General features: G+C 59.8%; 25 protein-coding genes. 21 read left to right on the plus strand and 4 right to left on the minus strand.

From position 1 onward, the window contains the following. Positions 1-23: 23 nt before the first annotated feature. Together KCG87_RS14545 and KCG87_RS14550 are read right to left on the minus strand one after the other, a co-directional pair. Complete coding sequence (locus KCG87_RS14545; protein ID WP_096794893.1) at positions 24-368, minus strand: hypothetical protein; 345 nt, start codon at positions 366-368, stop codon at positions 24-26. Between the two features lie 97 nt (positions 369-465). Further along, positions 466-1,119, minus strand: coding sequence for an HD domain-containing protein (locus tag KCG87_RS14550; protein WP_210558187.1), 654 nt, complete (start codon positions 1,117-1,119; stop codon positions 466-468). Between the two features lie 215 nt (positions 1,120-1,334). Between KCG87_RS14550 and KCG87_RS14555 the strand changes: the two genes are divergently transcribed. The 10 genes from KCG87_RS14555 to KCG87_RS14600 all read left to right on the plus strand — a co-directional run bounded on the left by KCG87_RS14555 (position 1,335) and on the right by KCG87_RS14600 (position 9,771). After that, positions 1,335-1,814 carry a GNAT family N-acetyltransferase gene (locus KCG87_RS14555; RefSeq protein ID WP_003226995.1) on the plus strand — a complete coding sequence of 160 codons (480 nt, stop codon included), beginning with the start codon at positions 1,335-1,337 and terminating at the stop codon, positions 1,812-1,814. Positions 1,815-1,972: 158 nt separating this feature from the next. After that, entirely contained in the window at positions 1,973-2,635 is a 663-nt protein-coding gene (locus KCG87_RS14560) for a hypothetical protein (RefSeq protein WP_135296326.1), read from the plus strand. Continuing rightward, a complete protein-coding gene (locus KCG87_RS14565; protein WP_098965003.1) occupies positions 2,632-3,126 on the plus strand; it encodes a PAAR domain-containing protein in 495 nt (164 codons plus the stop codon). The genes KCG87_RS14560 and KCG87_RS14565 overlap by 4 nt, the downstream gene beginning before the upstream one ends. A gap of 5 nt (positions 3,127-3,131) precedes the next feature. Further along, positions 3,132-3,866, plus strand: a complete 735-nt coding sequence (locus KCG87_RS14570) for a hypothetical protein (RefSeq protein ID WP_098965002.1) — start codon at positions 3,132-3,134, stop codon at positions 3,864-3,866. After that, positions 3,863-4,390: a hypothetical protein gene (locus KCG87_RS14575; RefSeq protein ID WP_210558189.1), complete on the plus strand. Its 528-nt coding sequence runs from the start codon at positions 3,863-3,865 to the stop codon at positions 4,388-4,390. The genes KCG87_RS14570 and KCG87_RS14575 overlap by 4 nt, the downstream gene beginning before the upstream one ends. A gap of 205 nt (positions 4,391-4,595) precedes the next feature. Next, positions 4,596-5,585 carry a 2-dehydro-3-deoxygalactonokinase gene (locus tag KCG87_RS14580; RefSeq protein ID WP_210558191.1) on the plus strand — a complete coding sequence of 330 codons (990 nt, stop codon included), beginning with the start codon at positions 4,596-4,598 and terminating at the stop codon, positions 5,583-5,585. Between the two features lie 19 nt (positions 5,586-5,604). Continuing rightward, entirely contained in the window at positions 5,605-6,225 is a 621-nt protein-coding gene (locus tag KCG87_RS14585) for a 2-dehydro-3-deoxy-6-phosphogalactonate aldolase (protein WP_041069252.1), read from the plus strand. A 48-nt stretch (positions 6,226-6,273) separates the two neighbouring features. Then, positions 6,274-7,422: a galactonate dehydratase gene (gene dgoD, locus KCG87_RS14590; RefSeq protein WP_007961968.1), complete on the plus strand. Its 1,149-nt coding sequence runs from the start codon at positions 6,274-6,276 to the stop codon at positions 7,420-7,422. Between the two features lie 180 nt (positions 7,423-7,602). Then, complete coding sequence (locus tag KCG87_RS14595) at positions 7,603-8,907, plus strand: MFS transporter (protein WP_098964997.1); 1,305 nt, start codon at positions 7,603-7,605, stop codon at positions 8,905-8,907. Positions 8,908-8,967: 60 nt separating this feature from the next. Beyond that, positions 8,968-9,771 carry an IclR family transcriptional regulator gene (locus tag KCG87_RS14600; protein WP_096794901.1) on the plus strand — a complete coding sequence of 268 codons (804 nt, stop codon included), beginning with the start codon at positions 8,968-8,970 and terminating at the stop codon, positions 9,769-9,771. On the opposite strand, the gene KCG87_RS14605 is transcribed toward KCG87_RS14600, so the two are convergent. Continuing rightward, the gene (locus KCG87_RS14605) at positions 9,768-10,820 is read right to left on the minus strand and encodes an NAD(P)-dependent alcohol dehydrogenase (RefSeq protein WP_210558192.1); all 1,053 of its coding nucleotides are present in this window, start codon (positions 10,818-10,820) and stop codon (positions 9,768-9,770) included. The genes KCG87_RS14600 and KCG87_RS14605 overlap by 4 nt on opposite strands. Before the next feature lie 190 nt (positions 10,821-11,010). Between KCG87_RS14605 and KCG87_RS14610 the strand changes: the two genes are divergently transcribed. Next, positions 11,011-11,901 carry an AraC family transcriptional regulator gene (locus tag KCG87_RS14610; protein WP_007961974.1) on the plus strand — a complete coding sequence of 297 codons (891 nt, stop codon included), beginning with the start codon at positions 11,011-11,013 and terminating at the stop codon, positions 11,899-11,901. Between the two features lie 184 nt (positions 11,902-12,085). Here KCG87_RS14610 and KCG87_RS14615 read toward each other — a convergent pair whose 3' ends face one another. Further along, positions 12,086-13,750, minus strand: a complete 1,665-nt coding sequence (locus KCG87_RS14615) for an electron transfer flavoprotein-ubiquinone oxidoreductase (protein WP_027612388.1) — start codon at positions 13,748-13,750, stop codon at positions 12,086-12,088. Between the two features lie 525 nt (positions 13,751-14,275). Between KCG87_RS14615 and KCG87_RS14620 the strand changes: the two genes are divergently transcribed. The 10 genes from KCG87_RS14620 to KCG87_RS14665 all read left to right on the plus strand — a co-directional run bounded on the left by KCG87_RS14620 (position 14,276) and on the right by KCG87_RS14665 (position 23,721). Next, entirely contained in the window at positions 14,276-15,025 is a 750-nt protein-coding gene (locus tag KCG87_RS14620) for an electron transfer flavoprotein subunit beta/FixA family protein (protein WP_007908338.1), read from the plus strand. 2 nt (positions 15,026-15,027) lie between these two features. Then, positions 15,028-15,957, plus strand: coding sequence for an FAD-binding protein (locus KCG87_RS14625; RefSeq protein ID WP_007961977.1), 930 nt, complete (start codon positions 15,028-15,030; stop codon positions 15,955-15,957). A gap of 80 nt (positions 15,958-16,037) precedes the next feature. Continuing rightward, the gene (locus KCG87_RS14630) at positions 16,038-16,859 is read left to right on the plus strand and encodes a transporter substrate-binding domain-containing protein (protein WP_139054907.1); all 822 of its coding nucleotides are present in this window, start codon (positions 16,038-16,040) and stop codon (positions 16,857-16,859) included. 9 nt (positions 16,860-16,868) lie between these two features. Then, positions 16,869-17,225, plus strand: a complete 357-nt coding sequence (locus KCG87_RS14635; protein ID WP_047598756.1) for a DUF4398 domain-containing protein — start codon at positions 16,869-16,871, stop codon at positions 17,223-17,225. Next, positions 17,222-18,034, plus strand: coding sequence for an OmpA family protein (locus KCG87_RS14640; protein ID WP_134787057.1), 813 nt, complete (start codon positions 17,222-17,224; stop codon positions 18,032-18,034). Before KCG87_RS14635 ends, KCG87_RS14640 begins: the two co-directional genes overlap by 4 nt. A gap of 201 nt (positions 18,035-18,235) precedes the next feature. Next, a complete protein-coding gene (locus KCG87_RS14645) occupies positions 18,236-19,675 on the plus strand; it encodes a PLP-dependent aminotransferase family protein (protein ID WP_003226969.1) in 1,440 nt (479 codons plus the stop codon). Positions 19,676-19,753: 78 nt separating this feature from the next. Continuing rightward, entirely contained in the window at positions 19,754-20,248 is a 495-nt protein-coding gene (locus KCG87_RS14650; RefSeq protein WP_098964993.1) for a translation initiation factor 2, read from the plus strand. A 165-nt stretch (positions 20,249-20,413) separates the two neighbouring features. Then, the gene (locus tag KCG87_RS14655; RefSeq protein WP_041069283.1) at positions 20,414-20,668 is read left to right on the plus strand and encodes a YkgJ family cysteine cluster protein; all 255 of its coding nucleotides are present in this window, start codon (positions 20,414-20,416) and stop codon (positions 20,666-20,668) included. Between the two features lie 41 nt (positions 20,669-20,709). After that, positions 20,710-21,315: an START domain-containing protein gene (locus tag KCG87_RS14660; protein ID WP_027612394.1), complete on the plus strand. Its 606-nt coding sequence runs from the start codon at positions 20,710-20,712 to the stop codon at positions 21,313-21,315. 312 nt (positions 21,316-21,627) lie between these two features. Continuing rightward, positions 21,628-23,721, plus strand: a complete 2,094-nt coding sequence (locus tag KCG87_RS14665) for an LTA synthase family protein (protein WP_098964992.1) — start codon at positions 21,628-21,630, stop codon at positions 23,719-23,721. The last annotated feature ends 27 nt before the right edge of the window (positions 23,722-23,748 follow it).

The following is a 23,748-nucleotide window of genomic DNA, read 5'->3' on the forward strand; positions in this document are numbered from 1 at the left end:
AATAGGACGCTCGCGTCGGCGAACTACTGGCTGCCGCCCTCGGAGCCCGAGCCACCGGTGGTGGTTTTCGAGCCGATGCCGGGGCCGGCGTTATCGGGTGTGGCGGGGGAGTCAGGGGTGTTCATGCCACCCTGGCGGCCGGGGTCGCTGCCTTGGGTGCGTGGGTCGGTGCCAGTGGCAGGTGGCTGGTTGATCAATGGAACCCCGGAGCCATCGGTGTTCATGCCTGGGGCACTGTTGATGGCCGGGGCGCGCGGTGATGGAACCGGATCGGTGGGGCCTGTGCCCGCTGCGGTGGTGGACGCGGCGAAGACCGCTGGGCAGAGCAGGGCACTGAATACGAGGGCAGTCAACCTTGACGGGATCATAGGGCTTCTCCAGTGATTGAATTCCTTACCTGTGTTTGGTCTGCCCTTGAATCGGATTGGTGCCTGATGAGCGACGAACGGTCGAGACACAGGATTATCAGTCGAGGCCGATTTCTTCCTTGAACTGCTCCATGAAACCCTTCAGGCGTTGATGGCGGATCTGCGCCAGACGCTGACCGGCGCCAGTCTGGAAACCATCGGCCAGGTGCAGCAGCTTGGTCTGAAAGTGATCGAGGCAGAAGCGGGTGTCGTCGTAGTCGCGCTCCTTGGCTTCAGGGTCGAGCGGGTCGTACAACGCACTGCCCATGCGCCCGGCGACGTAGAAGGTGCGGGCAACGCCGAGCATGCCCAGCGAGTCGAGCCGGTCGGCGTCCTGGACCAGTTTCGCTTCGAGGGTCAGCGGGGTGATGTTGGCGGAAAAACTGTGGGCTTCGATGGCGTGGGTGACGCCACTGATTTTGCTTTCGGGCCAGTCCAGATCGGCCAGCACGTTGGCGGCTTTTTCTGCGGCGAGGCGCGAAGCCTGCGAGCGCAGCGGCGAGTTTTTTTCCACGGACACGCAATCGTGCAGCAGCACGGCAGCGAGCAACACTTCCAGGTCGCCACCTTCCTCGGCCTGCAAGGTGCGCGCGTTGTGCCAGACCCGTTGCAGGTGGGCGAGGTCGTGGGCACCGTCGTCGCCGGGTTCGAGGGCGTGGGGCAGCAGTGCTGCTGCAAGCGCCTCCACGGGCATAAAAATCTCAGTGTTCATGAGCATCCTTTCAGACTGGCGAAGTTCCTGTGGGAGCGGGCTTGCTCGCGAAGGCGTCAATCCAGTCACCATCATTGTTGTCTGTCAGACCGCTTTCGCGAGCAAGCCCGCTCCCACATTGCAATATCGGCGCAGGATATTCTCTGTGTTGCCATGTGACGAGCGCCGCATCCGGCCTTAGTATGGCGCTTTCCCTTTTCCGACAAGGCCCGTTCATGACGATCGAAATCCGCCCGGCGACCCCCAGCGATGCACCGCAAATCCTCGCCTTCATCACCGAACTGGCAGATTTCGAAAAGGCTCGCCACGAAGTGATCGCCAGCGTCACCGACATCGAGCGCAGCCTGTTCAGCGAGGGCGCCACCGCCCACGGCCTGATCTGCCTGCGTGACGGTGTGCCGATCGGTTTTGCGGTGTTCTTCTTCAGCTATTCGACGTGGCTCGGCAGCAATTGCCTGTACCTCGAAGACCTCTACATCACCCCCGAACAACGCGGCGGCGGCGCCGGCAAAACCCTGTTGCGGCATCTGGCGAAAATTGCCTGTGCCAATGACTGCGGGCGCTTCGAATGGAGCGTGCTGGACTGGAACACCCCGGCCATCGAATTCTACAAATCCCTCGGTGCGCAGCCGCAGGAAGAGTGGGTGCGCTATCGCATGGATGGCAAGGTGTTGCGTGAGTTTGCCGAAGGCTGAGGAGATGATGGCAATCCGATGTTGAAGTGATTGCCGCCACCGCTCTAGTCCGGCATTCTACGCGCCATTTTTGCGCGCTCACGGACGACACCTGCAATGCTTCTGGCAAAACTTCTCCACGCCCGTGGGGCCTTCGCTGTGTCTCTGAGTGACCGGCGATGAGCGGATTGCGGGCGTCAATGCGCCTGTATGGCCTGGTGAAAAACTCAGGCTGCTCTGACAACCCTCAGCGTCAACCGGTAGACATCCTGTGCATCGTCAATCGCACGGGCGGCAAAGCCATTCGTGCGTTTGTGTCGCGGCTCGACGCCGAACTCATGACACGCAGCGCCGGCCTGGGTGACTACCGTGTGATCGCGTTACGCCACTTCGAGCCGAATGCGTTTATCGACGCGCATCAGGGCTGGCTGACGCTGCACATCTGTTGCGGTTTCGTCGCCCCCGCCAGCCATTCGTTGCTCAAGGACGGCGCGTTGATGCCGATGGGCTGGTACGTCTATTCCGAGATCGGCCAGTGGACCGCCGAACATCATCTGGACCTCGGCGTGCAAATGGCCGATCTGCTGCAAACGGCTTACGAGCGTAATCAACTGCGCAATTACAACGCCTGGCTCAACGAACTCGACGACGCCGCGCCGGCCGAACTGGCCTGGCAAACCGACCGCGCCTGGCGACATCTGCAAACTGCCACATCACCCGACAGCCGTGAGCACTGCCACGCACTGTTCGACCCTGTCGACAACCGCTGGCGCTTCGCCGCGACCGACATCGACATCCATCAGCCGCACCCGGAACCTCTGAAGCAAGGAGCTTTGAATTGAGTGGTAAACCCGCCGCCCGCGTCACCGACCCGACCGCCTGCCCATTGCCAGGCCATGGCACCAACCCGATCGTTTCCGGCTCGCCCGACGTCTTCTTCGACGGCCTCGCCGCTGCGCGCATGACCGACAAATCAGCCTGTGGCAGCCCGATCACCGGCGCTGTTTCCGGCACCGTATTCATCAACGGCCTGAACGCCGCAACCCTCGACAGCACCGGTGGCCACGGCAATGTCGTGGTCGGTGGTTCGGGCACGGTGATGATTGGACAAAGTGGCGGAGGGGCAGCGTTTAGTGGGTTGTTGCCGATGCCGGTGCATTTCAATGATCGGATGCAGGTCGTTAATGAAGCCACGGGCGAACCTATTCCCGACCACCCTTATGCGATTCAGCGAGGCGATGGGCGTGTTGAGCATGGCATCACCGATGAACAGGGCTTTACCCATATGGTCAGTTCGCATTTGGCCGAAACTATTAAACTGTTCGTAGAGTGATCGAAATGGAAGTCGAAAATCCCGCACTCAACGATTGTAAAACTGAAGTGGCTGGTCATGAGTTGACCTGCAAGACTGATCAGAGCGTAAAACAGGCTGCGGTTAAAGTAAAAAAAGTTGCAGTGTTTTTTATTGGCGGTGCTGGGGATAAGGAAGAGTACTATCAAAATGAGCCGCCGCATCATAATGTGATGAATGCATGGAAGCAGTTAGAGAAGCGTCTTACTAATGAGCAGAAAGTTGAGGTGAATCTGCCATACATAAGTTACAAAGACGTTCGCGGTGAAAAAGATATTAAAAAGTACGTCGAGCGTCCTTTGAAAGGTGATAAGTCGGTCTATATTGTCGTTGTAGGTCATAGTTTGGGTGGTTGGAATGGTGCACATCTGACTTCGATTTTGAAAGAGCGCGGTTACACCGTAAAGGTATTGGTAACGCTTGATCCTGTTGGCGGTGGCACAGGTGTCTGGATGGTGTCTGATATATATTTCACGACACCGAAGCCCTCGGCAGATTATTGGGTCAATGTATTGGCTTCGCCCAAAGTGACGGATTCATCTGATAACGTTGCCAGCATGGGCGAGCGTTGGGTTATGACATCTGGGCCAGCTATCAACGAAGCGGTAGACGCCAACCATCGTCAGGCAGGGGTCATGTTTGGCGCTACGCTACAGGGTGGTAAATCGGCATGCGATATTGTGTATGAACGTTTGAGTCAATATTTGGAATCTTCGAAATGAAGTCGTTGTTTGTTTTTCTGACACTGCTACTGTGCAGTTCTTGCACTAAGCAACCGGTTCTTCCGGTCATTGATATTGACTTGATTTCTGTCAGTGGTGGAGATGATCACTCATCTTTAGGTATTAAGTTTGGTTCGAAAACCGATCTGTTGAATTTTTTTCAGGATGTGACCGGGGAAAGTCAGTTGGGCGAGTCTTTGTTCTGCTCGCTGGATAAGGATGTCGAGTTTAAGGATTTTGACAAGTTGACTCAGTATTTGGTGGGGGATTTTGTTGAGCTTGATAGTTCTGGATCTAAAGCGGAGCATATTTATATGTCCAAATTGTCCTCGTTTAAAAAAGAGGAGGAGGGCGTATCAAATATTTTTATGCCTGCCAGTGAATTATTGCAGGTATTAGGTCAGCGTAATGTCATCTCTTGTAAGGTGTTCACTTCTGCTTATTCATTCGGTGGATATTATTCGAAGTCAATGCTCATCCCAGCAACTGACATCGTGCGTGCGATTCAAGAGAGGCGCGATTGATGGGGCTGAGAGGATTCCGGCTGCTACTGATTGCTGGTTTTTTAACGTGTCGTCCTGCCTGCACCTGAACGGACGTCGTTCAGCGTTGGACAAAATGGACTTATTTAATCCCAAAATATGGGATGTAAAATTACATATTGAGATTTCGCGCTTGAAAGGTCTATAGTCCGTCGCACTCACTGCCAAAAACAAAACAGGTGAAGCGATGCAGGCGCAATTGATCGCGCTCGACTGGGGGACGACCTCATTACGTGCTTATAAACTCGCGGCGGGCGGGGTGGTGCTGGAGCAGCGTGCGCTGTCGTCCGGGATCATGCAGTTACCGAAGACGCCGCGAGTCATCCACGGTGGTGAATGCGCCGACGGCTTTGAACTGGCCTTCGAAGAGGCGTGCGGCTACTGGCTCGATGCGCAGCCGGATCTGCCAGTGATCGCCTGCGGGATGGTCGGCAGCGCCCAGGGCTGGCGCGAAGCGGCCTACTGCGAGACGCCGGCGAACGTCGCCAATCTCGGAAATTCCTTACAAACACTGGTCAGTCTGCGCGGCACGCGGGTACATATCGTGCCGGGGGTGATCCAGCGTTCGCGTCTGCCCAATGTGATGCGCGGCGAAGAAACTCAGGTCCTCGGCGTACTGCAGAACCTGCCGGCCGAGGCGGGCGGCGATCTGTTGATCGGTCTGCCGGGTAGCCACTCCAAGTGGGTGGAGGTGGTCGAGGGCCGCATCACTCATTTCGACACCTTCATGACCGGCGAAGTGTTCGCTGTGCTCAGTGAGCACAGCATTCTCGGGCGTACCCAGCAACAGGGTGCGGCGTTCGACGGGTTGGCGTTCGACCGTGGCGTGCAAGTGGCGCTGTCGGCGGACGGCGAACTGGGTGTGCTCTCCACATTATTCAGTGCCCGCACCCTGGGCCTGACCGGCGAACTGGCGCCGACGGCGCAAGCGGATTACCTCTCTGGCCTGATGATTGGCCATGAACTGGTGGCGCTTGCCGCAGCCCAGCGGCGCCGACGCAATAGTGCGCATCTGCCGTCGATCATCCTCATCGGCAACGCGCAACTCTGCGCCCGTTACGGCCGTGCCCTCGATGCCTGCGGTTTCGCGCGCGTCACGCTGGCCGAGCAGGCCACCGAGCGTGGCCTGTGGCAACTGGCGCTGGCCGCCGGGCTGCTCGATTCCTTATCCCGTTAACCCTGACTGGAGGCCTGACATGCTCAAGCAAGCATTGGCACAAAACGGTCTGATCGCAATCCTGCGTGGCCTGCATCCGCAGGAAGCCGCTGCTGTCGGAGAAGTCCTGTATGCCGCCGGATTTCGCGTCATCGAAGTACCGCTCAATTCCCCGTCGCCGTACGAAAGTATCCGCATCTTGCGTCAGACCTTGCCCGCCGATTGCCTGATCGGTGCCGGCACGGTGTTGACCCCGGAGCAGGTCGAGCTGGTGAAAGAGGCCGGCGGCCAGGTGATCGTGATGCCACACAGCGACGCCAAGGTGCTGCGCGCAGCGAAAGCGGCGGGGCTGTACCTGTCGCCGGGAGTAGCGACGCCGACCGAAGCGTTCGCGGCGCTGGAGGAGGGCGCGGACATTCTCAAGCTGTTCCCGGCCGAGCAGATGGGCCCGGCGGTGGTCAAGGCATGGCTCGCGGTGTTGCCTTCCGGGACGGTGCTGGCGCCGGTCGGCGGGATCACCCCGGACAACATGCAAGCGTTCATCGACGCTGGTGTGAAAGGTTTCGGCCTCGGTTCCGGCCTGTTCAAACCGGGCATGACGGTTGAGCAAGTGGCGGCCAATGCCAAGGCCTACGTGGCTGCCTGGAAGGCCCTTCGCTGAGATTTATCCGGCGCTGCGTGCGCTGCATCTAACAAGAGAGACAAACAGATGAAAATCACCAAACTCACCACCTTCATCGTCCCGCCGCGCTGGTGCTTCCTCAAGGTCGAAACCGATGAGGGTGTGACCGGTTGGGGCGAACCCGTGGTCGAAGGCCGCGCGCACACCGTCGCCGCTGCCGTTGAAGAATTGTCCGACTACCTGATCGGCAAAGACCCACGCAACATCGAGGACATCTGGACTGTGTTGTACCGCGGTGGCTTCTACCGCGGCGGCGCGATCCACATGAGTGCACTGGCCGGTATCGATCAGGCGCTGTGGGACATCAAGGGCAAAGCCCTCGGCGTGTCGGTCAGCGATCTGCTCGGCGGTCAGGTGCGCGACAAGATTCGTGTGTATTCGTGGATCGGTGGCGATCGTCCGGCCGACACCGCACGTGCCGCGAAAGAGGCGGTGAGCCGGGGTTTTACTGCGGTGAAAATGAATGGCACTGAAGAGCTGCAGTTCCTCGACTCCTTCGAGAAAGTCGATCTGGCCCTGGCCAACGTTGCCGCCGTGCGCGATGCCGTCGGGCCGAACGTCGGTATCGGCGTCGACTTCCACGGTCGGGTGCACAAGCCGATGGCCAAGGTGCTGATGAAGGAGCTCGACCCGTACAAACTGATGTTCATCGAAGAGCCGGTGCTCAGTGAAAACTACGAAGCGCTGAAAGAGCTGGCACCGTTGACCAGCACGCCGATCGCCCTGGGTGAGCGGCTGTTCTCGCGCTGGGATTTCAAGCGGGTGCTGAGCGAAGGCTACGTCGACATCATCCAGCCGGATGCCTCGCATGCCGGCGGTATCACCGAGACCCGCAAGATCGCCAACATGGCCGAAGCCTACGACGTGGCGCTGGCGCTGCATTGTCCGCTGGGGCCGATTGCGCTGGCGGCGTGCCTGCAACTGGACGCGGCTTGTTACAACGCGTTCATTCAGGAGCAGAGTCTGGGTATCCATTACAACGAGAGCAATGATCTGCTCGACTACGTGAAGGATCCGCGAGTGTTCGACTACGACCAGGGCTTCGTGAAGATTCCGAACGGGCCAGGGCTGGGCATCGAGATCAACGAGGAATACGTGATCGAACGCGCGGCGGTCGGCCACCGCTGGCGCAACCCGATCTGGCGCCATGCCGATGGCAGTTTTGCCGAGTGGTGATTCCCTTCTGACCCACCACAAATCCTTGTGGGAGGGGGCTTGCTCCCGAATGCGGCATGTCAGCTAAAGAGATGTCGACTGACACTCCGCATTCGGGAGCAAGCCCCCTCCCACAATTGATCTCCATGGATGGGAGATGGCGTCAATGACCTCAAATAATCATAAGAAGAGGCACCCCCCATGCCAACGCAAACCCTCACCGGGCAGGCGTCTTTAGTCACGCCTAGCCGCAAGCGGTTTTTCATCATGGTGTTGCTGTTCATCACCGTGGTCATCAACTACCTCGACCGCAGCAACCTGTCGATTGCCGCGCCCGCGCTGACCAGTGAACTGGGCATCGACCCGGTTCACGTCGGGCTGATTTTCTCCGCATTCGGCTGGACCTACGCCGCGATGCAGATTCCCGGCGGCTGGCTGGTGGATCGGGTGCCGCCGCGCATCCTCTACAGTGTCGCGCTGCTGCTGTGGTCGCTGGCCACGGTGCTGCTCGGTTTCGCTGCGAGTTTCATTGCGCTGTTTGTGCTGCGCATGGCGGTCGGCGCGCTGGAAGCACCGGCCTATCCGATCAACAGCCGCGTGGTGACCACCTGGTTTCCCGAGCGTGAGCGGGCCACGGCGATTGGTTTCTACACCTCCGGGCAGTTTGTCGGCCTGGCGTTTCTGACGCCGGTGCTGGCCTGGCTGCAACATGAGTTCGGCTGGCACATGGTGTTCGTCGCGACCGGTGCGGCTGGCATCATCTGGGCAGCGATCTGGTACGCGGTGTATCGCGAACCGCGAGACTTCAAGGGCGCCAACGACGCGGAGATCGACCTGATCCGCGAGGGTGGCGGACTCGTAGACATTCAAGCGCAGACGGCCAAGGCCTCGTTCAGTTGGACCGATCTCGGTATCGTCCTCACTAAGCGCAAATTGTGGGGCATCTACCTCGGTCAGTTCTGCCTGAACTCGACGCTGTGGTTTTTCCTGACGTGGTTCCCGACCTACCTGGTGAAATACCGTGGCATGGACTTCATCAAGTCCGGGCTGTTGGCCTCGCTGCCGTTTCTCGCGGCCTTTGTCGGCGTGCTGTGCTCGGGGTTCTTTTCCGACCTGTTGATCCGCCGTGGCTGCAGCGTGGGCTTCGCGCGCAAGTTGCCGATCATTGGCGGGCTGCTGATTTCCACCTCGATCATCGGCGCCAATTTTGTTGAATCGACACCGCTGGTGATTGCCTTCCTGGCGTTGGCGTTTTTTGGCAACGGTCTGGCCTCGATCACCTGGTCGCTGGTCTCGACCCTCGCTCCGGCGCGGTTGCTGGGGCTGACCGGCGGGGTGTTCAACTTCATCGGCAACCTGTCGGCGATTGCCACGCCGATTGTCATCGGTTTCCTCGCCAGCGGTGATTCGTTCGCCCCGGCGATCACCTACATCGCGGTGCTGGCGCTGATCGGTGCATTGTCCTACGTGCTGCTGGTGGGCAAGGTCGAGCGTATCGAGTTGTAGTCGTCTGCGTCGGGCGACCATAATGCCGCCCGTTCCCTCGCTCAACGGTAAAGGCTGGATATGCAGGAAGACGCCCCGGAAAAAACCAAGGACGCCGCGCCCACCGGCACCCAGACCCTGCTTCGCGGACTGGGTGTGGTGCAGGCGGTGGCCAGTGGCGCCCGCGATTTGAAAGAGATCGCCCGGCTGATCGGCACCACGCGCAGCACCACCCATCGTCTGGCCAGTTGCCTGGTCGACGAGCGCTACCTGCGCGTGGTGCCGCAAATCGGCTATCTGCTGGGGCCGAAGCTGATCGAGCTGGGGTTTCAGGCGCGCGAAGAGTTGCCGCTGGTGAGTCTGGCCGGGCCGTACCTGGACGAGTTGTCGGCGTTGACCGGGGACACCGTGCACCTGGGGATTCGTGAAGGCGATGAGGTCCTGTACCTGCTGAAGAATCCGGGGCGTAACGGCCCGGAAATGCGTTCGCGGGTCGGCCACCGGATGCCGCTGGCGCGCACCGGGATCGGCAAGGCGTTGATGCTCGACGATGCACCGCAGGATTGGCAGCGCCTGTACGACATCAGCCTGCCGGCGGGTGGGAAAAGTCAGTTCTGGCCGCAGCATCCGCAGCAATCGTGGGAACAGCTAGAACAACGCATGACCGAGTACGTGGCCGGCGGCTACGCTTTCGATCTGGAAGACAACGAACCGTCGATCCGCTGCGTGGCGGCGCCGATTCGCGATGCGAGCAAGCGGATTGTGGCGGCGATCAGCATCGCCAGCACCGTGCCGTACATGCCGCTGGAAAAAATGGCCGAGCTGATTCCCCTGATCAAAGGGGTCACAGCCCGGCTCTCGGCAGAACTCGGTCTGAAGGTTTAAAGCTTCAGCGTCGCCATGTCGATCACGAAGCGGTACTTCACGTCACCGGCGATCATCCGCGCGTAAGCCTCGTTGATCTGGCGGATGTCGAGCATTTCAATGTCGCAGGTGATGTCGTGCTCGGCGCAGAAATCCAGCACTTCCTGGGTTTCAGCGATGCCGCCGATCAACGAACCGGCCAGCACGCGGCGGCCCAGCACCAGGTTGGCAGCATGCACCGGCGGGTCGATCGGTTCGATCAGGCCGACCAGGATATGCACGCCATCAAAGCGCAGGGTTTGCAGGTACGGGTTGAGGTCGTGCTGCACCGGAATGGTGTCCAGCAGGAAGTCGAACCGGCCTGCAGCGGCAGCCATCTGTTCGGCATCGGTGGAGACGATCACATGATCGGCGCCCTGACGACGACCTTCCTCGGCCTTGCTCGCCGAACGGGTGAACAGCGTCACTTCCGCGCCCATGGCCTTGGCGAACTTGATGCCCATGTGGCCGAGGCCGCCCATGCCGAGAATTCCGACCTTGTCGCCGGCCTTGACGCCGTAGTGCTTGAGCGGCGAGTAGGTGGTGATGCCGGCACAGAGGATCGGCGCGGCGCTGGCCAGGTCGAGTTTCTCCGGGATGCGCACGACGAAGTGCTCGCTGACCACGATGCTGTCCGAGTAGCCGCCCATGGTGTTGCTGCCATCGACCCGGTCCGGGGTGGCGTAGGTCATGGTCGGGCCTTCGAGGCAGTATTGCTCGAGGTTCTGCTGGCAGGCAGCGCAGGTGCGGCAGGAGTCGACCATGCAACCGACACCGACCAGATCGCCGACTTTATGTTGAGTGACGTTCGCACCAACGGCGGTGACTTTGCCGATGATCTCATGGCCGGGCATCAACGGATAAACCGCGATGCCCCATTCGTTGCGGGCCTGGTGGATGTCGGAGTGGCAGACGCCGCAGTAGAGGATCTCGATCGCCACGTCGTCAGCGCGTGGGCTGCGGCGTTCGAATTTCATCGGGGCGAGGGGAGTGGTGGCCGATTGGGCGGCATAACCGATAGCGGTGTACATGAGAAACCTCGCAGAAGCAGTGACAGGTGAGGTGGCGCATTTTGGGCGCCGTCTGCCGCTGCGGCCATGACGATTCCTCCGGGTCTCATGCCTAATCCTCCGGCATGCAGGTCTGGGCAAGCGCATTGGCAAAGGGATCTGCGATGATGCTTTCATGCCTTTTTCCGTGAATTTTTTGAAGACCCCTCCGATGCAGTTGACCCGTCACCTTGATGCCAATGCCACGCTGGTTTCGCTGATCGAGCCGCTGGCGCTCTGCGATGGTTACAGCCAGACCGGGTTGCCCGGCGTGCAGGTGTTGCGCGCCAGTTGCGATGTGGCGCGTGGCCCGCACATTTATGAGCCGAGCCTGATGATCATCGCTCAGGGCAGCAAACTGGCGTTCCTCGGCCCGCGCACCATGGAGTACGGCGCCGGGCACTACCTGATTCAGGCGCTGCCGGTGCCGTTCGAGTGCGAAACCTTTGCCTTGCCGGATGCGCCGTTGCTGGGGGTATCGGTGGCCATCGACCGGGTGCTGCTTGGCGAGCTGGTGCTGGCCATGGGGCTGGCGCCGGGGCGGCATATCCCGGCGCAAACGCCGGAGTCGATGACCTCGGTGGTGCTCGACGATGACATGCGCGGCTGCGTCGAACGCTTGTTGCGCTGCCTGCACGATCCGCTGGAGCGGCAGATTCTCGGGCCGGCGCGGGTGCGTGAATTGCTGTTCACCGCGCTGCGCGGGCCACAGGCCGATGTGTTGCGCGCGCTAGTCGAACAGCAGGGACAGTTCGCCCGGGTGGCGGCGTCGATCAGTCATCTGCATGCGCATTACACCGAGCCGCTGAACGTCGAGACTCTGGCCAGTTGCGCGAACATGAGCGTGTCGTCCTTCCACGAGCACTTCAAGCGCAGCACGCTGTTGTCGCCGGTGCAGTATCTGAAGCGCTTGCGCCTGCTCAAGGCGCAGACCTTGCTGGTCGCCGAAGGGCTGGGCGTGGCGCAGGTGGCGCATCGGGTGGGGTATCAGAGTACGTCGCAGTTCAGTCGTGAGTACAAGCGCTACTTCGAGCGTAGCCCTGGCGACGAACGCGTTGCCTGAGTCGATTAAGATCCCTTGTGGGAGCGGGCTTGCTCGCGAATGCGGTGTATCAGTCAATGAATGGGCTGAATGACACACCGCATTCGCGAGCAAGCCCGCTCCCACAGTTGTTTTGTGGTGAAACAGAAAACCTGGGCAACAAAAAGGCCCCCGTTTCGGGAGCCTCGTTGTTCAGCGATACGGCTTACATGTTCGGGTAAGTCGGGCCGCCAGCGCCTTCCGGCGTGACCCAGGTGATGTTCTGCGAAGGGTCCTTGATGTCACAGGTCTTGCAGTGCACGCAGTTCTGGGCGTTGATCTGGAAGCGTTTTTCGCCGTCTTCCTTGGTGATCACTTCGTAGACGCCGGCCGGGCAGTAGCGCTGCGCCGGTTCGTCGTACAGCGGCAGGTTCTTGCTGATCGGGATGCTCGGGTCGGTCAGCTTCAGGTGGCACGGCTGTTCTTCTTCGTGGTTGGTACCGGAGATGAACACCGAGCTCAGTTTGTCGAAGCTGAGTTTGCCGTCCGGCTTTGGATAGTCGATCTTCTTGCAGTCGGCCGCCAGTTTCAGGCAAGCGTAGTCCGGCTTGGTGTCATGCAGGGTGAACGGCAGTTTGCCGCCGAAGATGTTCTGGTCCAGCCAGTTGAAACCACCGCCGACGATCGCGCCGAACTTGTGGATCGCCGGGCCGAAGTTGCGGCTGGCGAACAGTTCGTCGTAGAGCCAGCTCTTCTTGAACGCGTCAACGTAAGTGGTCAGCTCTTCGGTGCCATCCTTTTCGGCGAACAGGGCGTCGGCCACCGATTCAGCGGCGAGCATGCCGGACTTCATCGCGGTGTGGCTGCCTTTGATCTTGGCGAAGTTCAGGGTGCCGAGGTCGCAACCGATCAGCGCGCCGCCCTTGAAGACCATTTTCGGCAGCGAGTTCAGGCCACCTTTGCAGATCGCACGGGCGCCGTAGCTGACGCGCTTGCCGCCTTCCAGGTACTGGGCCAGCACCGGGTGATGCTTGAGGCGCTGGAACTCGTCGAACGGCGACAGGTAAGTGTTGCTGTAAGACAGATCAACGATCAGACCGACCACTACCTGGTTGTTTTCCAGGTGATAGAGGAACGAGCCGCCGGTGTTTTCGGTGCCCATGATGTCCAGCGGCCAACCGGCGGTGTGCACCACCAGGCCTGGCTGGTGTTTGGCCGGGTCGATTTCCCAGATTTCCTTCAGGCCGATGCCATAGTGCTGGGCGTCGGCATCGCTGTCGAGGTTGTAACGCTTGATCAGTTGCTTGCCGATGTGGCCACGGCAGCCCTCGGCGAACAGCGTGTACTTGCCACGCAGTTCCATGCCCGGGGTGTACAGGCCTTCTTTCGGGTTGCCTTCGCGGTCGACGCCCAGATCACCGGTGATGATCCCGCGCACGATGCCGTTTTCGTCGATCAGCGCTTCCTGAGCGGCGAAGCCCGGGTAGATTTCCACGCCGAGGTTCTCGGCCTGCTGGGCCAGCCAGCGGCACAGATTGCCGAGGGAAATAATGTAGTTGCCTTCGTTATGCATGGTCTTGGGCACAAAGAAGTCAGGAATTTTCTGCGCGCTGTCGGCGTTTTTCAGCACGAAAATGTCATCGCGGGTGACCGGCGTGTTCAGCGGGGCGCCGAGTTCTTTCCAGTCCGGGAACAGTTCGTTCAGAGCGCGTGGTTCGAACACGGCACCGGAAAGGATGTGTGCGCCGACTTCGGAGCCTTTTTCGACCACGCAGACGCTGATTTCCTTACCGGCTTCGGCGGCCTTCTGCTTCAGACGGCAGGCGGCGGACAGGCCAGCGGGGCCGGCACCGACGATGACCACGTCGAATTCCATGTATTCGCGTTCCACAGGCTATCTCCTACTCAAGGCTCAACAGTTTTTTTTCTAATTTGGAGGTTCGGTGTCGTATCCGTTATTGCCTTTACGTTAACGTCAAGGGTAATAATGGGCAAACCACCTTTCTCTCTAGGCGGCGCATTATATCTACACCACTCCGAGCGTCCAATACAAACGTTTGTTTGAATCGGCTCCAGCCCAGAGAAATCAAAGAAGCGCGGCTTATGAACGGCCATTTTGCCGTATTGACCGGAATAGGCGTTCCGGTCAAGATACGGGCGGTTTTGCGCTCGCCGTAGGCAGACTGGCGGTTTCAAGAGCACCTCTAAAGACAGGGCACAGGCAGTACAAGGTGATGCGCAGCGCAATTCCGGCGTGCAGTTTACACACCGTGCGATTCAATGACTTGTTGGTCACCACTGACGAACGGTCATCGCCCCCAGCCGGCGTTTTTAGAGGTGCCCTTGTGCCCGATGAGCATCAACCGCCAGGTTCGCCTAGGCGACTTTCTTTTCACCGGAGAGTAACGAGGAATCCATGAAGGTTCTTGTAGCTGTCAAACGCGTTGTGGATTACAACGTCAAGGTCCGCGTCAAGGCGGACAATTCCGGCGTAGACCTCGCCAACGTCAAGATGTCGATGAACCCGTTCTGCGAAATCGCAGTGGAAGAAGCCGTACGCCTGAAAGAGAAAGGTGTTGCGACTGAGATCGTCGTCGTCTCCATCGGCCCGACCACCGCTCAGGAACAGCTGCGTACCGCACTGGCTCTGGGTGCCGACCGCGCCATCCTCGTCGAATCCGCTGAAGACCTGACTTCGCTGGCCGTGGCCAAGCTGCTCAAGGCTGTGGTCGACAAGGAACAGCCTCAGTTGGTGATCCTGGGCAAACAGGCCATCGACAGCGACAACAACCAGACCGGCCAGATGCTTGCTGCACTGAGCGGCTACGGTCAGGGCACTTTCGCCTCGAAAGTCGAAGTTTCCGGCGACAGCGTTGCCGTGACCCGCGAAATCGACGGCGGCGCGCAGACCGTTTCGCTGAAACTGCCAGCCATCGTCACCACCGACCTGCGTTTGAACGAGCCGCGCTACGCGTCTCTGCCAAACATCATGAAAGCCAAGAAGAAGCCTCTCGAAGTGCTGACTCCGGATGCTTTGGGCGTTTCCACCGCCTCCACCAACAAGACCCTGAAAGTCGAAGCGCCGGCTGCACGCAGCGCAGGCATCAAGGTCAAGTCGGTGGCTGAACTGGTCGAGAAACTGAAAAACGAAGCGAAGGTAATCTAAAAATGACTATCTTGGTAATCGCTGAACACGACAACAAAGTGCTGGCCCCGGCCACACTGAACACCGTGGCCGCTGCTGCCAAAATCGGCGGCGACATTCACGTGCTGGTTGCCGGTCAGGGCGCTGGCGCCGTGGCCGAGGCCGCTGCGAAAATCGCTGGCGTAAGCAAAGTCCTGAACGCTGACAATGCCGCTTACGCGCATCAGTTGCCGGAAAACGTTGCGCCGCTGGTTGCAGAGCTGGGCAAGGGCTACAGCCACATCCTGGCTGCCGCCACGTCCAACGGCAAAAACATCCTGCCGCGCGTTGCCGCTGCACTGGACGTTGACCAGATCTCCGAGATCATCTCGGTAGAAAGCGCTGATACTTTCAAGCGTCCGATCTACGCCGGTAACGCTATCGCTACCGTGCAATCGACCGCTGCGATCAAAGTGATCACCGTGCGTGCCACCGGTTTCGACCCGGTTGCCGCTGAAGGTGGTTCGGCGGCTGTTGAAGCGGTTGCTGCTGCGCACGACGCCGGCACTTCCAGCTTCGTCAGCGAAGAACTGGCCAAGTCCGATCGTCCAGAGCTGACCGCTGCCAAGATCGTCGTTTCCGGCGGCCGCGGCATGCAGAACGGTGACAACTTCAAACACCTGTACGCTCTGGCCGACAAGCTGGGCGCTGCCGTGGGTGCTTCGCGCGCCGCGGTCGACGCAGGTTTCGTACCGAACGACATGCAGGTCGGTCAGACCGGCAAGATCGTTGCACCACAGCTGTATATCGCGGTCGGTATCTCCGGCGCGATCCAGCACCTGGCCGGCATGAAAGACTCCAAAGTGATCGTTGCGATCAACAAGGACGAAGAAGCGCCGATCTTCCAGGTGGCCGATTACGGTCTGGTGGCGGATCTGTTCGAAGCGGTACCTGAGCTGGAGAAGCTGGTCTAATCCGGCAGCTTCACTTATAAAGAGCCCGGCCTTATGGTCGGGCTTTTTTTTGTCTCGAATTTGCGTGGGAGTGTTTTGCCATGGATCTGCGCCGCGGGTTGTTATTGGGATTGATCCTGTTACCGGGGATGGCTGCGGCTGCCGGCAAATGCGAGCGCCTTGTCGTCACCGGCAGCCCGGATGCGCCGCCGTACCTGTGGCAGGACCCGCAGAATCCCAAGCACTTGATCGGTGCCAGTGCCGACCTGCTGCAGCAAGTGGCCAAGGATCTGGGGATCAAGGTCGAGCTGCTCTACGCCGGCAAACGCGCGCAGGCCCTCGATGAGGTGCGCAGCGGGCGCATGGACATGCTGGCCGACACGCCGCTGATGTTCAACGAGCTGGAAAATGTCGACTACATCTATCCGCCGTTGCTGGAAAACGACTATCTGGTGTGGACGCGCAAGGGCTCGACGCTGGTCTACAGCGAAGCCAGGGATCTGCACGGGCACACCGGCGGGCTGTCGGAAAAGTCTCGAATGACCCAGGCATTCGGCACTTTCGCCGAGCAGAATCTGACCCTGACCCGGACGGCAAACATCACTCAAGCCTTTCAGAAACTTCTGCTGGGTGAAGTCGAATATGTACTCGCCGGTCGCTACTCGGGCATGGCCGCCGCGCAGGCATTGGGCATGGCCAATGATCTGCTGGCCTTCGAGCAACCGATCGACCGACCGGGACTGTTCCTCGCGGTTTCGCACAACTCGGCCTGCAACGATCCGTGGTTGCGCGGACAGCTCGCTAAAAAGATGACAGAATTGCCCGCGTCCGGACTGACCGAAGCCGCGCTGCAACGCAACATCGAGCGCTGGAAGGCTCAGCAGCAACAGCCGCAGCCACCTGTCAGTGCCCCAAAACAGTAGGGATTCTTAGTGAGTATTCGACCTCTTTTCGCGGCCATGGCCGTTCTGGCCCTGGCCGGCTGCGCCAACGATCCTGCGCCCAATGAGCAAATGCGTTTGACCGAGCAGGCCATCACCCAGGCCAAAGCTGTCGGTGCGACCGCCGATGAACTGCCGGAAATGAAACTGGCCGAAGACAAGTTCAACCGGGCCAAGGGCAACATGACCGACGAGTCTTTCAAGAACGCCCGCATGCGCGCCGAACAGGCCGAGCTGGATGCGCGTCTGGCCGAAGCCAAAGTGCTGACGCAAAAGAGCGAAGAGCAACTCAATGTGCTCAACACCCGCATCATCCGTCTGCGCAAGCAACTGGGAGATGCCCAATGAGCTTCAAGTCCAAAGCCCTCGGCGGGTTGATTCTGGCCGGTTGTGCAAGCCTCTACGGTTGCGCCGGTCAACACAGCGAAGCCGCCTTGCAGCAGGCCAGCAGCGACTTCCAGAAGGTCAAGGAAGATTCCAATGTGCTGCGTATCGCGCCCAAGGACGTGATCCGCGCCGGTGAATCGCTGGCCCGTGCTGATCGCCTGTCGACCTATTGGGGCAGCGGCTGGGATGTCGCGCATTACGCCTACCTGAGTCAGCGTTACAGCGAAATCGCCCGCGAACACACCAATCTGGTGCTCAACGAAGAGCGTGCGGCGAAGCTGGAGCTGGAACGCCAGCGCCTGCAACTGGCCCTGCGTGAGTCCAAACTGCTGAGCGTGCAGCAGCAGGGCAAGTGGCTCGAAGAACAGATCGTCGCGCTCGCCACCACACAGACCGATCGCGGTCTGGTGATGACCCTCGGGGACGTGCTGTTCGACACTGGCGAGGCGGAGTTGAAGAACTCGGCCAATCGCGTGGTGCTGAAGATCGTGCAGTTTCTGCAGCTCAACCCGAAACGCGTGGTGCGCATCGAGGGCTACACCGACAGCACCGGCGGCAAGCAGGAAAACCTCAAGCTGTCGCGTGATCGTGCGCAGGCGGTGGCCGATGTGCTGATGGACCTGGGTATCGAGGACAAGCGCATTCAGGTCGAAGGTTACGGCGACGAGTACCCGGTGGACGCCAACGCTTCCGAGCGCGGGCGGGCACAGAACCGTCGGGTGGAAATTGTGTTTTCCGACGAAAAAGGCCAGCTCGGCGCCGCCCGCTGAGGGCTGCGTCTCTGGAAAGCCCGGCCTGTCATGCAGCGCCGGGCTTTTTTACGTCTGTCGAATAGCGCGCAAATCCGTACAGTTGTAGCTGACACTGCACTGTACGGTCGACTATGGTGGCAACTGTCCCAGTACACTTCTAAACTGTTCCGGTATTGTTTCACACAAGAATAAAATGCCCGTGAAATCGAGTGCTGCGTCATGACCAACCTCTTGCTCTACCAACGTATTGCTCAACAACTGGCGGAAGATATCCGGCGCGGTGTCTATCAGCCCGGCGAACGCGTGCCGTCGGTGCGCAAGATGAGTTCGCAGCTCAATGTCAGCCATGCAACGGTGTTGCAGGCTTACGCCAATCTCGAGGATCAGGGGCTGATCCGCGCACGGCCGCAGTCCGGATACTACGTGCACCAGACCCCGGCCCTGACGGCGCCGACACCGGATATCGCCCGGGTCGAACGCCCAGGCCTGGTCACCCGCGCCAGCATTATTCAGCAAGTGTTGGTCGAATCGCGGCGCGAGGGGGTTTTCCCGTTGGGCGCGGCGGTGCCGAGTGTCGATTACCTCCCGGTGCGCGCATTGCATCAGCAGTTGGCCAAGGTCACCCGTTTCCATAGTCCGCGCGCGTTCAGTTACATGTTCAGCCCGGGTTTCGAACCGCTGCGTCGGCAAGTGGCGATCCGCATGCGCGATGCCGGGGTCGTCGTCGATCCTTCAGAAGTGGTGATCACCCACGGGTGTGTCGATGCGCTGCAGATGTCGCTGCGGGTGCTGACTCGTCCGGGCGACCTGATCGCCGCCGAATCGCCAACCTATTACGGTCTGCTGCAACTGGCCGACCTGCTGGGCCTGAAAGTGATCGAGATTCCCAGCGACCCGGCCACCGGCATGAGCCTGGAAGCCTTGCAACTGGCCGCCAACCAATGGTCGATCAAGGCGCTGGTGCTGACCACCCGGCTGAGCAATCCACTGGGCGGCACCATGCCGGAAGAGCGGCAGAAACAACTGCTGCGCCTGGCTTCGGACTTCGATATCCAGATCGTCGAAGACGACATCTATGGCGAGTTGATGTTCGAACAGGGCCGCACCAAAGCCCTCAAGGCCTACGATCGGCTGGACCGGGTGATTTACTGCTCGAGTTTTTCCAAGACCTTGTCGCCGGGCGTGCGGGTCGGCTGGATGATCGCCGGCAAGTATCAGCAGGAAATCCAGCGTCTGCAGACCTTCACCACGCATTCGGCGTGCAGCGTCACGCAAATGGCGATTGCCGCTTATCTGGAAAATGGCGGTTATGACCGGCATTTACGGTACATCCGCCAGGAATACCGGAAAAACCTCAGCGCGTTCCAGCTGGCGGTGCAGCAGTACTTCCCCGAGGGTACGCAAATGACCCGGCCCACGGGCGGTTTCATCCTTTGGGTGAGTCTGCCGGGCAGGGTCAATACCCAGGAATTGCATGTCCGCGCCTTGCAGCAGGGCATCAGTATTGCGCCGGGGCTGATCTTCAGTAATACCGAGCAGTTCAACCACTGCATCCGCCTGAATTGCGGCACGCCGTGGAATCGCGAGGCGGAAAGGGCGCTGATGACCCTCGGTTTGCTGGCGACTCAACTGTGTCAGGAAACCGCAGGCGGTTTCTGAACGAGTGGCGCACCGTGCTTGTCTTGTGACACTCAACAGGCGAGCATATGGCCCTCTGCCGTTAGTGTTGTGGGGCTCATGAAAGCGATTTTGCCTGCTGTCTGGATTTTGCTTGGTGTGTTGACGATGGGCCATGCGCCCGGTGTCATGGCAGCTGCCGTTCAGGAAAAGCCCGCAACGTCCACCCCGGCAAGCAAATCGGCCGCGAGCAAAAAAGCCGTTGCGGATAAAAAAGCACCGGCTAAGAAAGCCTCACAGAAGAAAGCCGCCCCGGTGAAAAAGCGTCCCCCGGTCGCTTCCAAGTCGAAATCGGCCAGTGAGGTGGCTAAAACCAGACTGCCGCCGGCCAAACTGGACCTGAGCCTGCCCAAAGACATGGTTCAGCAACTCAAACCTGCCGGTACTGTGTCGATGCCCAAACACGAGGCGATCCTGCCGCAGATGTTCGGCGAGAAGAACAGCGGCTTCCAGCTCAACGGCCGCCTGCTCAGCAACGAAATGCAGTTGCAACTGCGCAACGAAGAGCGCCGCGATATTGAAGGCGCTGCGCTGGATTTCGAGTTCAAGCAATAAATTCAATCGAGCCGTGACCCGCGAACCAGACGCTTTGTCGGAGACTGGTCAGTCACATTCAGTTATCGGTAAAAACCCCGGTCCAGGGAATTTGAAACAACCGTTTTAGCGGTTACTCTGTCCGTGTCTCTTTAACACATTGCCCGTCGCGAGGACTTGCTCGTCATGAAATGCCGTGAAGGCTGTGGCGCTTGCTGCATTGCCCCTTCCATCAGCTCTGCCATTCCGGGCATGCCCAACGGCAAACCTGCCGGCGAACGTTGCGTGCAACTCTCGGTCGAAAACCTGTGCAGCATTTTCGGTCAGCCGGAGCGTCCGGCGGTCTGTTCAGGATTTGCCGCCGATGTCGAAGTCTGTGGCAGCAGCTCCGAGGAAGCGATCAAACTGATCGGCTGGTGGGAGCAGATGACGGCGGCGTGATGTGTCAAACGAACGGAACTTCAACAATAAGGAATAAGACTATGGGTTCGCTGCATCGTATCGCTGTGTTGTGTGGTTTGACCGCTGTGCTGGCTACTTCGATGGCTCAGGCCGAAGACTGGAAGGTCGCCAAGGAACAGGACGGGATCAAGGTCTCGCTGGCCGAAGTGCCGGGTTCCGATTACAAGTCCTATCAGGGTGTTGCCCTGATGAAGACCACCGTTGCCAAACTGCGTGCCTTGCAGGAAGACGTGGCCGGAGCCTGCGCCTGGATTCACGAATGCAAAACCCAGAAACTGCTCAAGCACGAGGGCGATCAGAGCTGGACCTATACCCAATTCAATACGCCGTGGCCAGTGACCCCGCGTGATTCGGTGTTGCACATCACCACCGTTGAGGGCGCCGATGGCAGCCTGACCCGCAACCTCGAAGGCGTGCCGAAGTACCTTCCCGAAGAGAAAGGCTTTGTCCGTGTCGCTCAGGTCAAAGGGTTCTGGAAGTTCGTACCCAAAGGTGATCAAGTCGAAGTGACCTATCAGGTGCACACTGAGCCCGGCGGCAGCGTGCCGAGCATGATCGCCAACAAGTTCGTGGTCGATGCGCCGTTCAATACGCTGAAAGCCCTGAAAGAACGCGCCGAGAAGTAATTCTTCGCGCTGACAGCAAAACGCCCCGACCGAATCGGGGCGTTTTGTTTTGTCGTTATATTGTGTTTCCAGATATGCGTTGGACGAAATTTTCACAAAGTGTTCCAGACAATTCGCCCGCGCAACTCGGTTTGTCCCCCGTCCGAATGCTTGTATGAAAGAGTCGGGCAATGGGGCAGTAATCAATGGCAATGCTGCCGTTGATCGTGCAACATTTGCGCACCGCGCACGCCCCGGGGCCTGGAATGGCCAAAAGAGGGCATGGCGCCGCTGTATTTTGCAACTTCAACTTCCAATGGGTCCTAAAACGACATGGCAAACCCGGACGCCCTGAATCAGCAGCGATCTTCCACTCGCCTGCTGCAACCGACCGTCAAATCGCATCTGGCCTACACGCTGCTGTGTGCCCTGGTCATGATGGTGATGTTTTCCGTGCTGCGCCTCGCGCTGCTGGTCTACAACCGCGAGATGATCCTCGATACCCCGGCTTCGACCTTCCTCGAAGCCTTCGCCAACGGCCTGCGTTTCGACCTGCGCCTGGTGGTCTACGTCTGCGTTCCGCTGCTGCTGGCACTGTTCAGTGCGCGGGCGATGGCTGCGCGTGGCTTCTTCCGTCTGTGGCTGACCGTGGCGTCGAGCATCGCGCTGTTCCTCGGCCTGATGGAAATGGACTTCTACCGCGAGTTCCACCAGCGCCTCAACGGCCTGGTGTTCCAGTACGTGAAGGAAGACCCGAAAACCGTGATGAGCATGCTCTGGTACGGTTTCCCGGTAGTGCGTTACCTGCTGGCGTGGGTCATCGGCACCGTGATCCTGACCCTGGCCTTCAAGGGCGCCGACCGTGCGACCCGTCCACGCGGCCCGTTCAGCGGTGGCAACGTCGGCACCCGTCAGGTGGCGCCGTGGTACACCCGCCTGGCGGTGTTCGTGGTCTGCCTGCTGATCTGCGTCGTAGCCGCACGTGGCACCCTGCGTCAGGGCCCGCCGCTGCGTTGGGGTGACGTGTACACCACCGAATCGAACTTCGCCAACCAGCTCGGCCTCAACGGCACGCTGTCGCTGATCGCCGCTGCCAAAGACCGCATGGGCGAGGATCGCAACAACATCTGGAAAGCCACGCTGCCGCAGGAACAGGCGCAGAAAGTGGTGCGCGAGATGCTGGTGATGCCGGACGACAAACTGGTCGATGCCGACATTGCCGCCGTGCGTCGTGACTACACGCCACCGGCCGACAAGACCCTGCCGATCAAGAACGTGGTCGTGATCCTGATGGAAAGCATGGCCGGTCACTCGGTCGGCGCCCTGGGCGCACCGGGCAACATCACACCTTACCTCGACAAACTGTCGAAGGAAGGCCTGTTGTTCGACCGCTTCTTCTCCAACGGCACCCATACCCACCAGGGCATGTTTGCGACCATGGCGTGCTTCCCGAACCTGCCAGGTTTCGAATACCTGATGCAGACCCCGGAAGGCAGCCACAAGCTGTCCGGTCTGCCGCAGCTGCTCAGCGCGCGCAAGTATGACGACGTGTATGTCTACAACGGCGACTTCGCCTGGGACAACCAGTCGGGCTTCTTCAGTAACCAGGGCATGACCAACTTCGTTGGCCGTAACGACTTCGTCAATCCGGTGTTCTCCGATCCGACCTGGGGCGTGTCCGACCAGGACATGTTCGACCGTGGTCTGCAGGAGCTGAAGGCACGGGAAAACGGCAAGCCGTTCTACGCGCTGCTGCAAACCCTGTCCAACCACACGCCGTACGCCTTGCCGACGCCATTGCCGGTGGAGCGCGTGACCGATCGTGGCAGCCTCAACGAACACCTGACCGCCATGCGTTACGCCGACTGGGCGCTGGGTCAGTTCTTCGAGAAGGCACGCAAAGAGCCGTACTTCAAGGAAACCCTGTTCGTCATCGTCGGTGACCACGGTTTCGGCAACGAACGCCAGATCACCGAAATGGACCTGGGCCGCTTCAACGTGCCGATGCTGATGATCGCCCCGGGCATTCAGGAAAAATTCGGCACCCGTGACCACACCGTGGGTACGCAGATCGACATCGTGCCGACCATCATGGGCCGTCTGGGTGGCGAAGTGCGTCATCAGTGCTGGGGGCGTGACCTGCTGAATCTCCCGGCCGGCGACACCGGTTTCGGTGTGATCAAGCCGTCGGGCAGCGAGCAGACCACCGCCATCGTCACTGCCGACCAGATCCTGGTGCTGCCGAAAGAGAAGGAAATGGCGCCGAAGATCTACCAGTACCAACTGGGCGCGAACCCTTCTGCCGAGATCATTCCGGACGCACCGCGTACCGCCGAACTGAAGCTCAAGCTGGAAGCGTTCTTGCAAACGGCGACCAAGAGCCTGATGGACAACACCGCCGGTGTGATCAACGGCAAGCCGGACTGATAAAACCGCTGCATAAAAAAGAGGCCC

The organism is Pseudomonas sp. MWU347, assembly GCF_017947305.1.
GTDB classification, from domain to species: Bacteria; Pseudomonadota; Gammaproteobacteria; order Pseudomonadales; family Pseudomonadaceae; genus Aquipseudomonas; species Aquipseudomonas putida_A.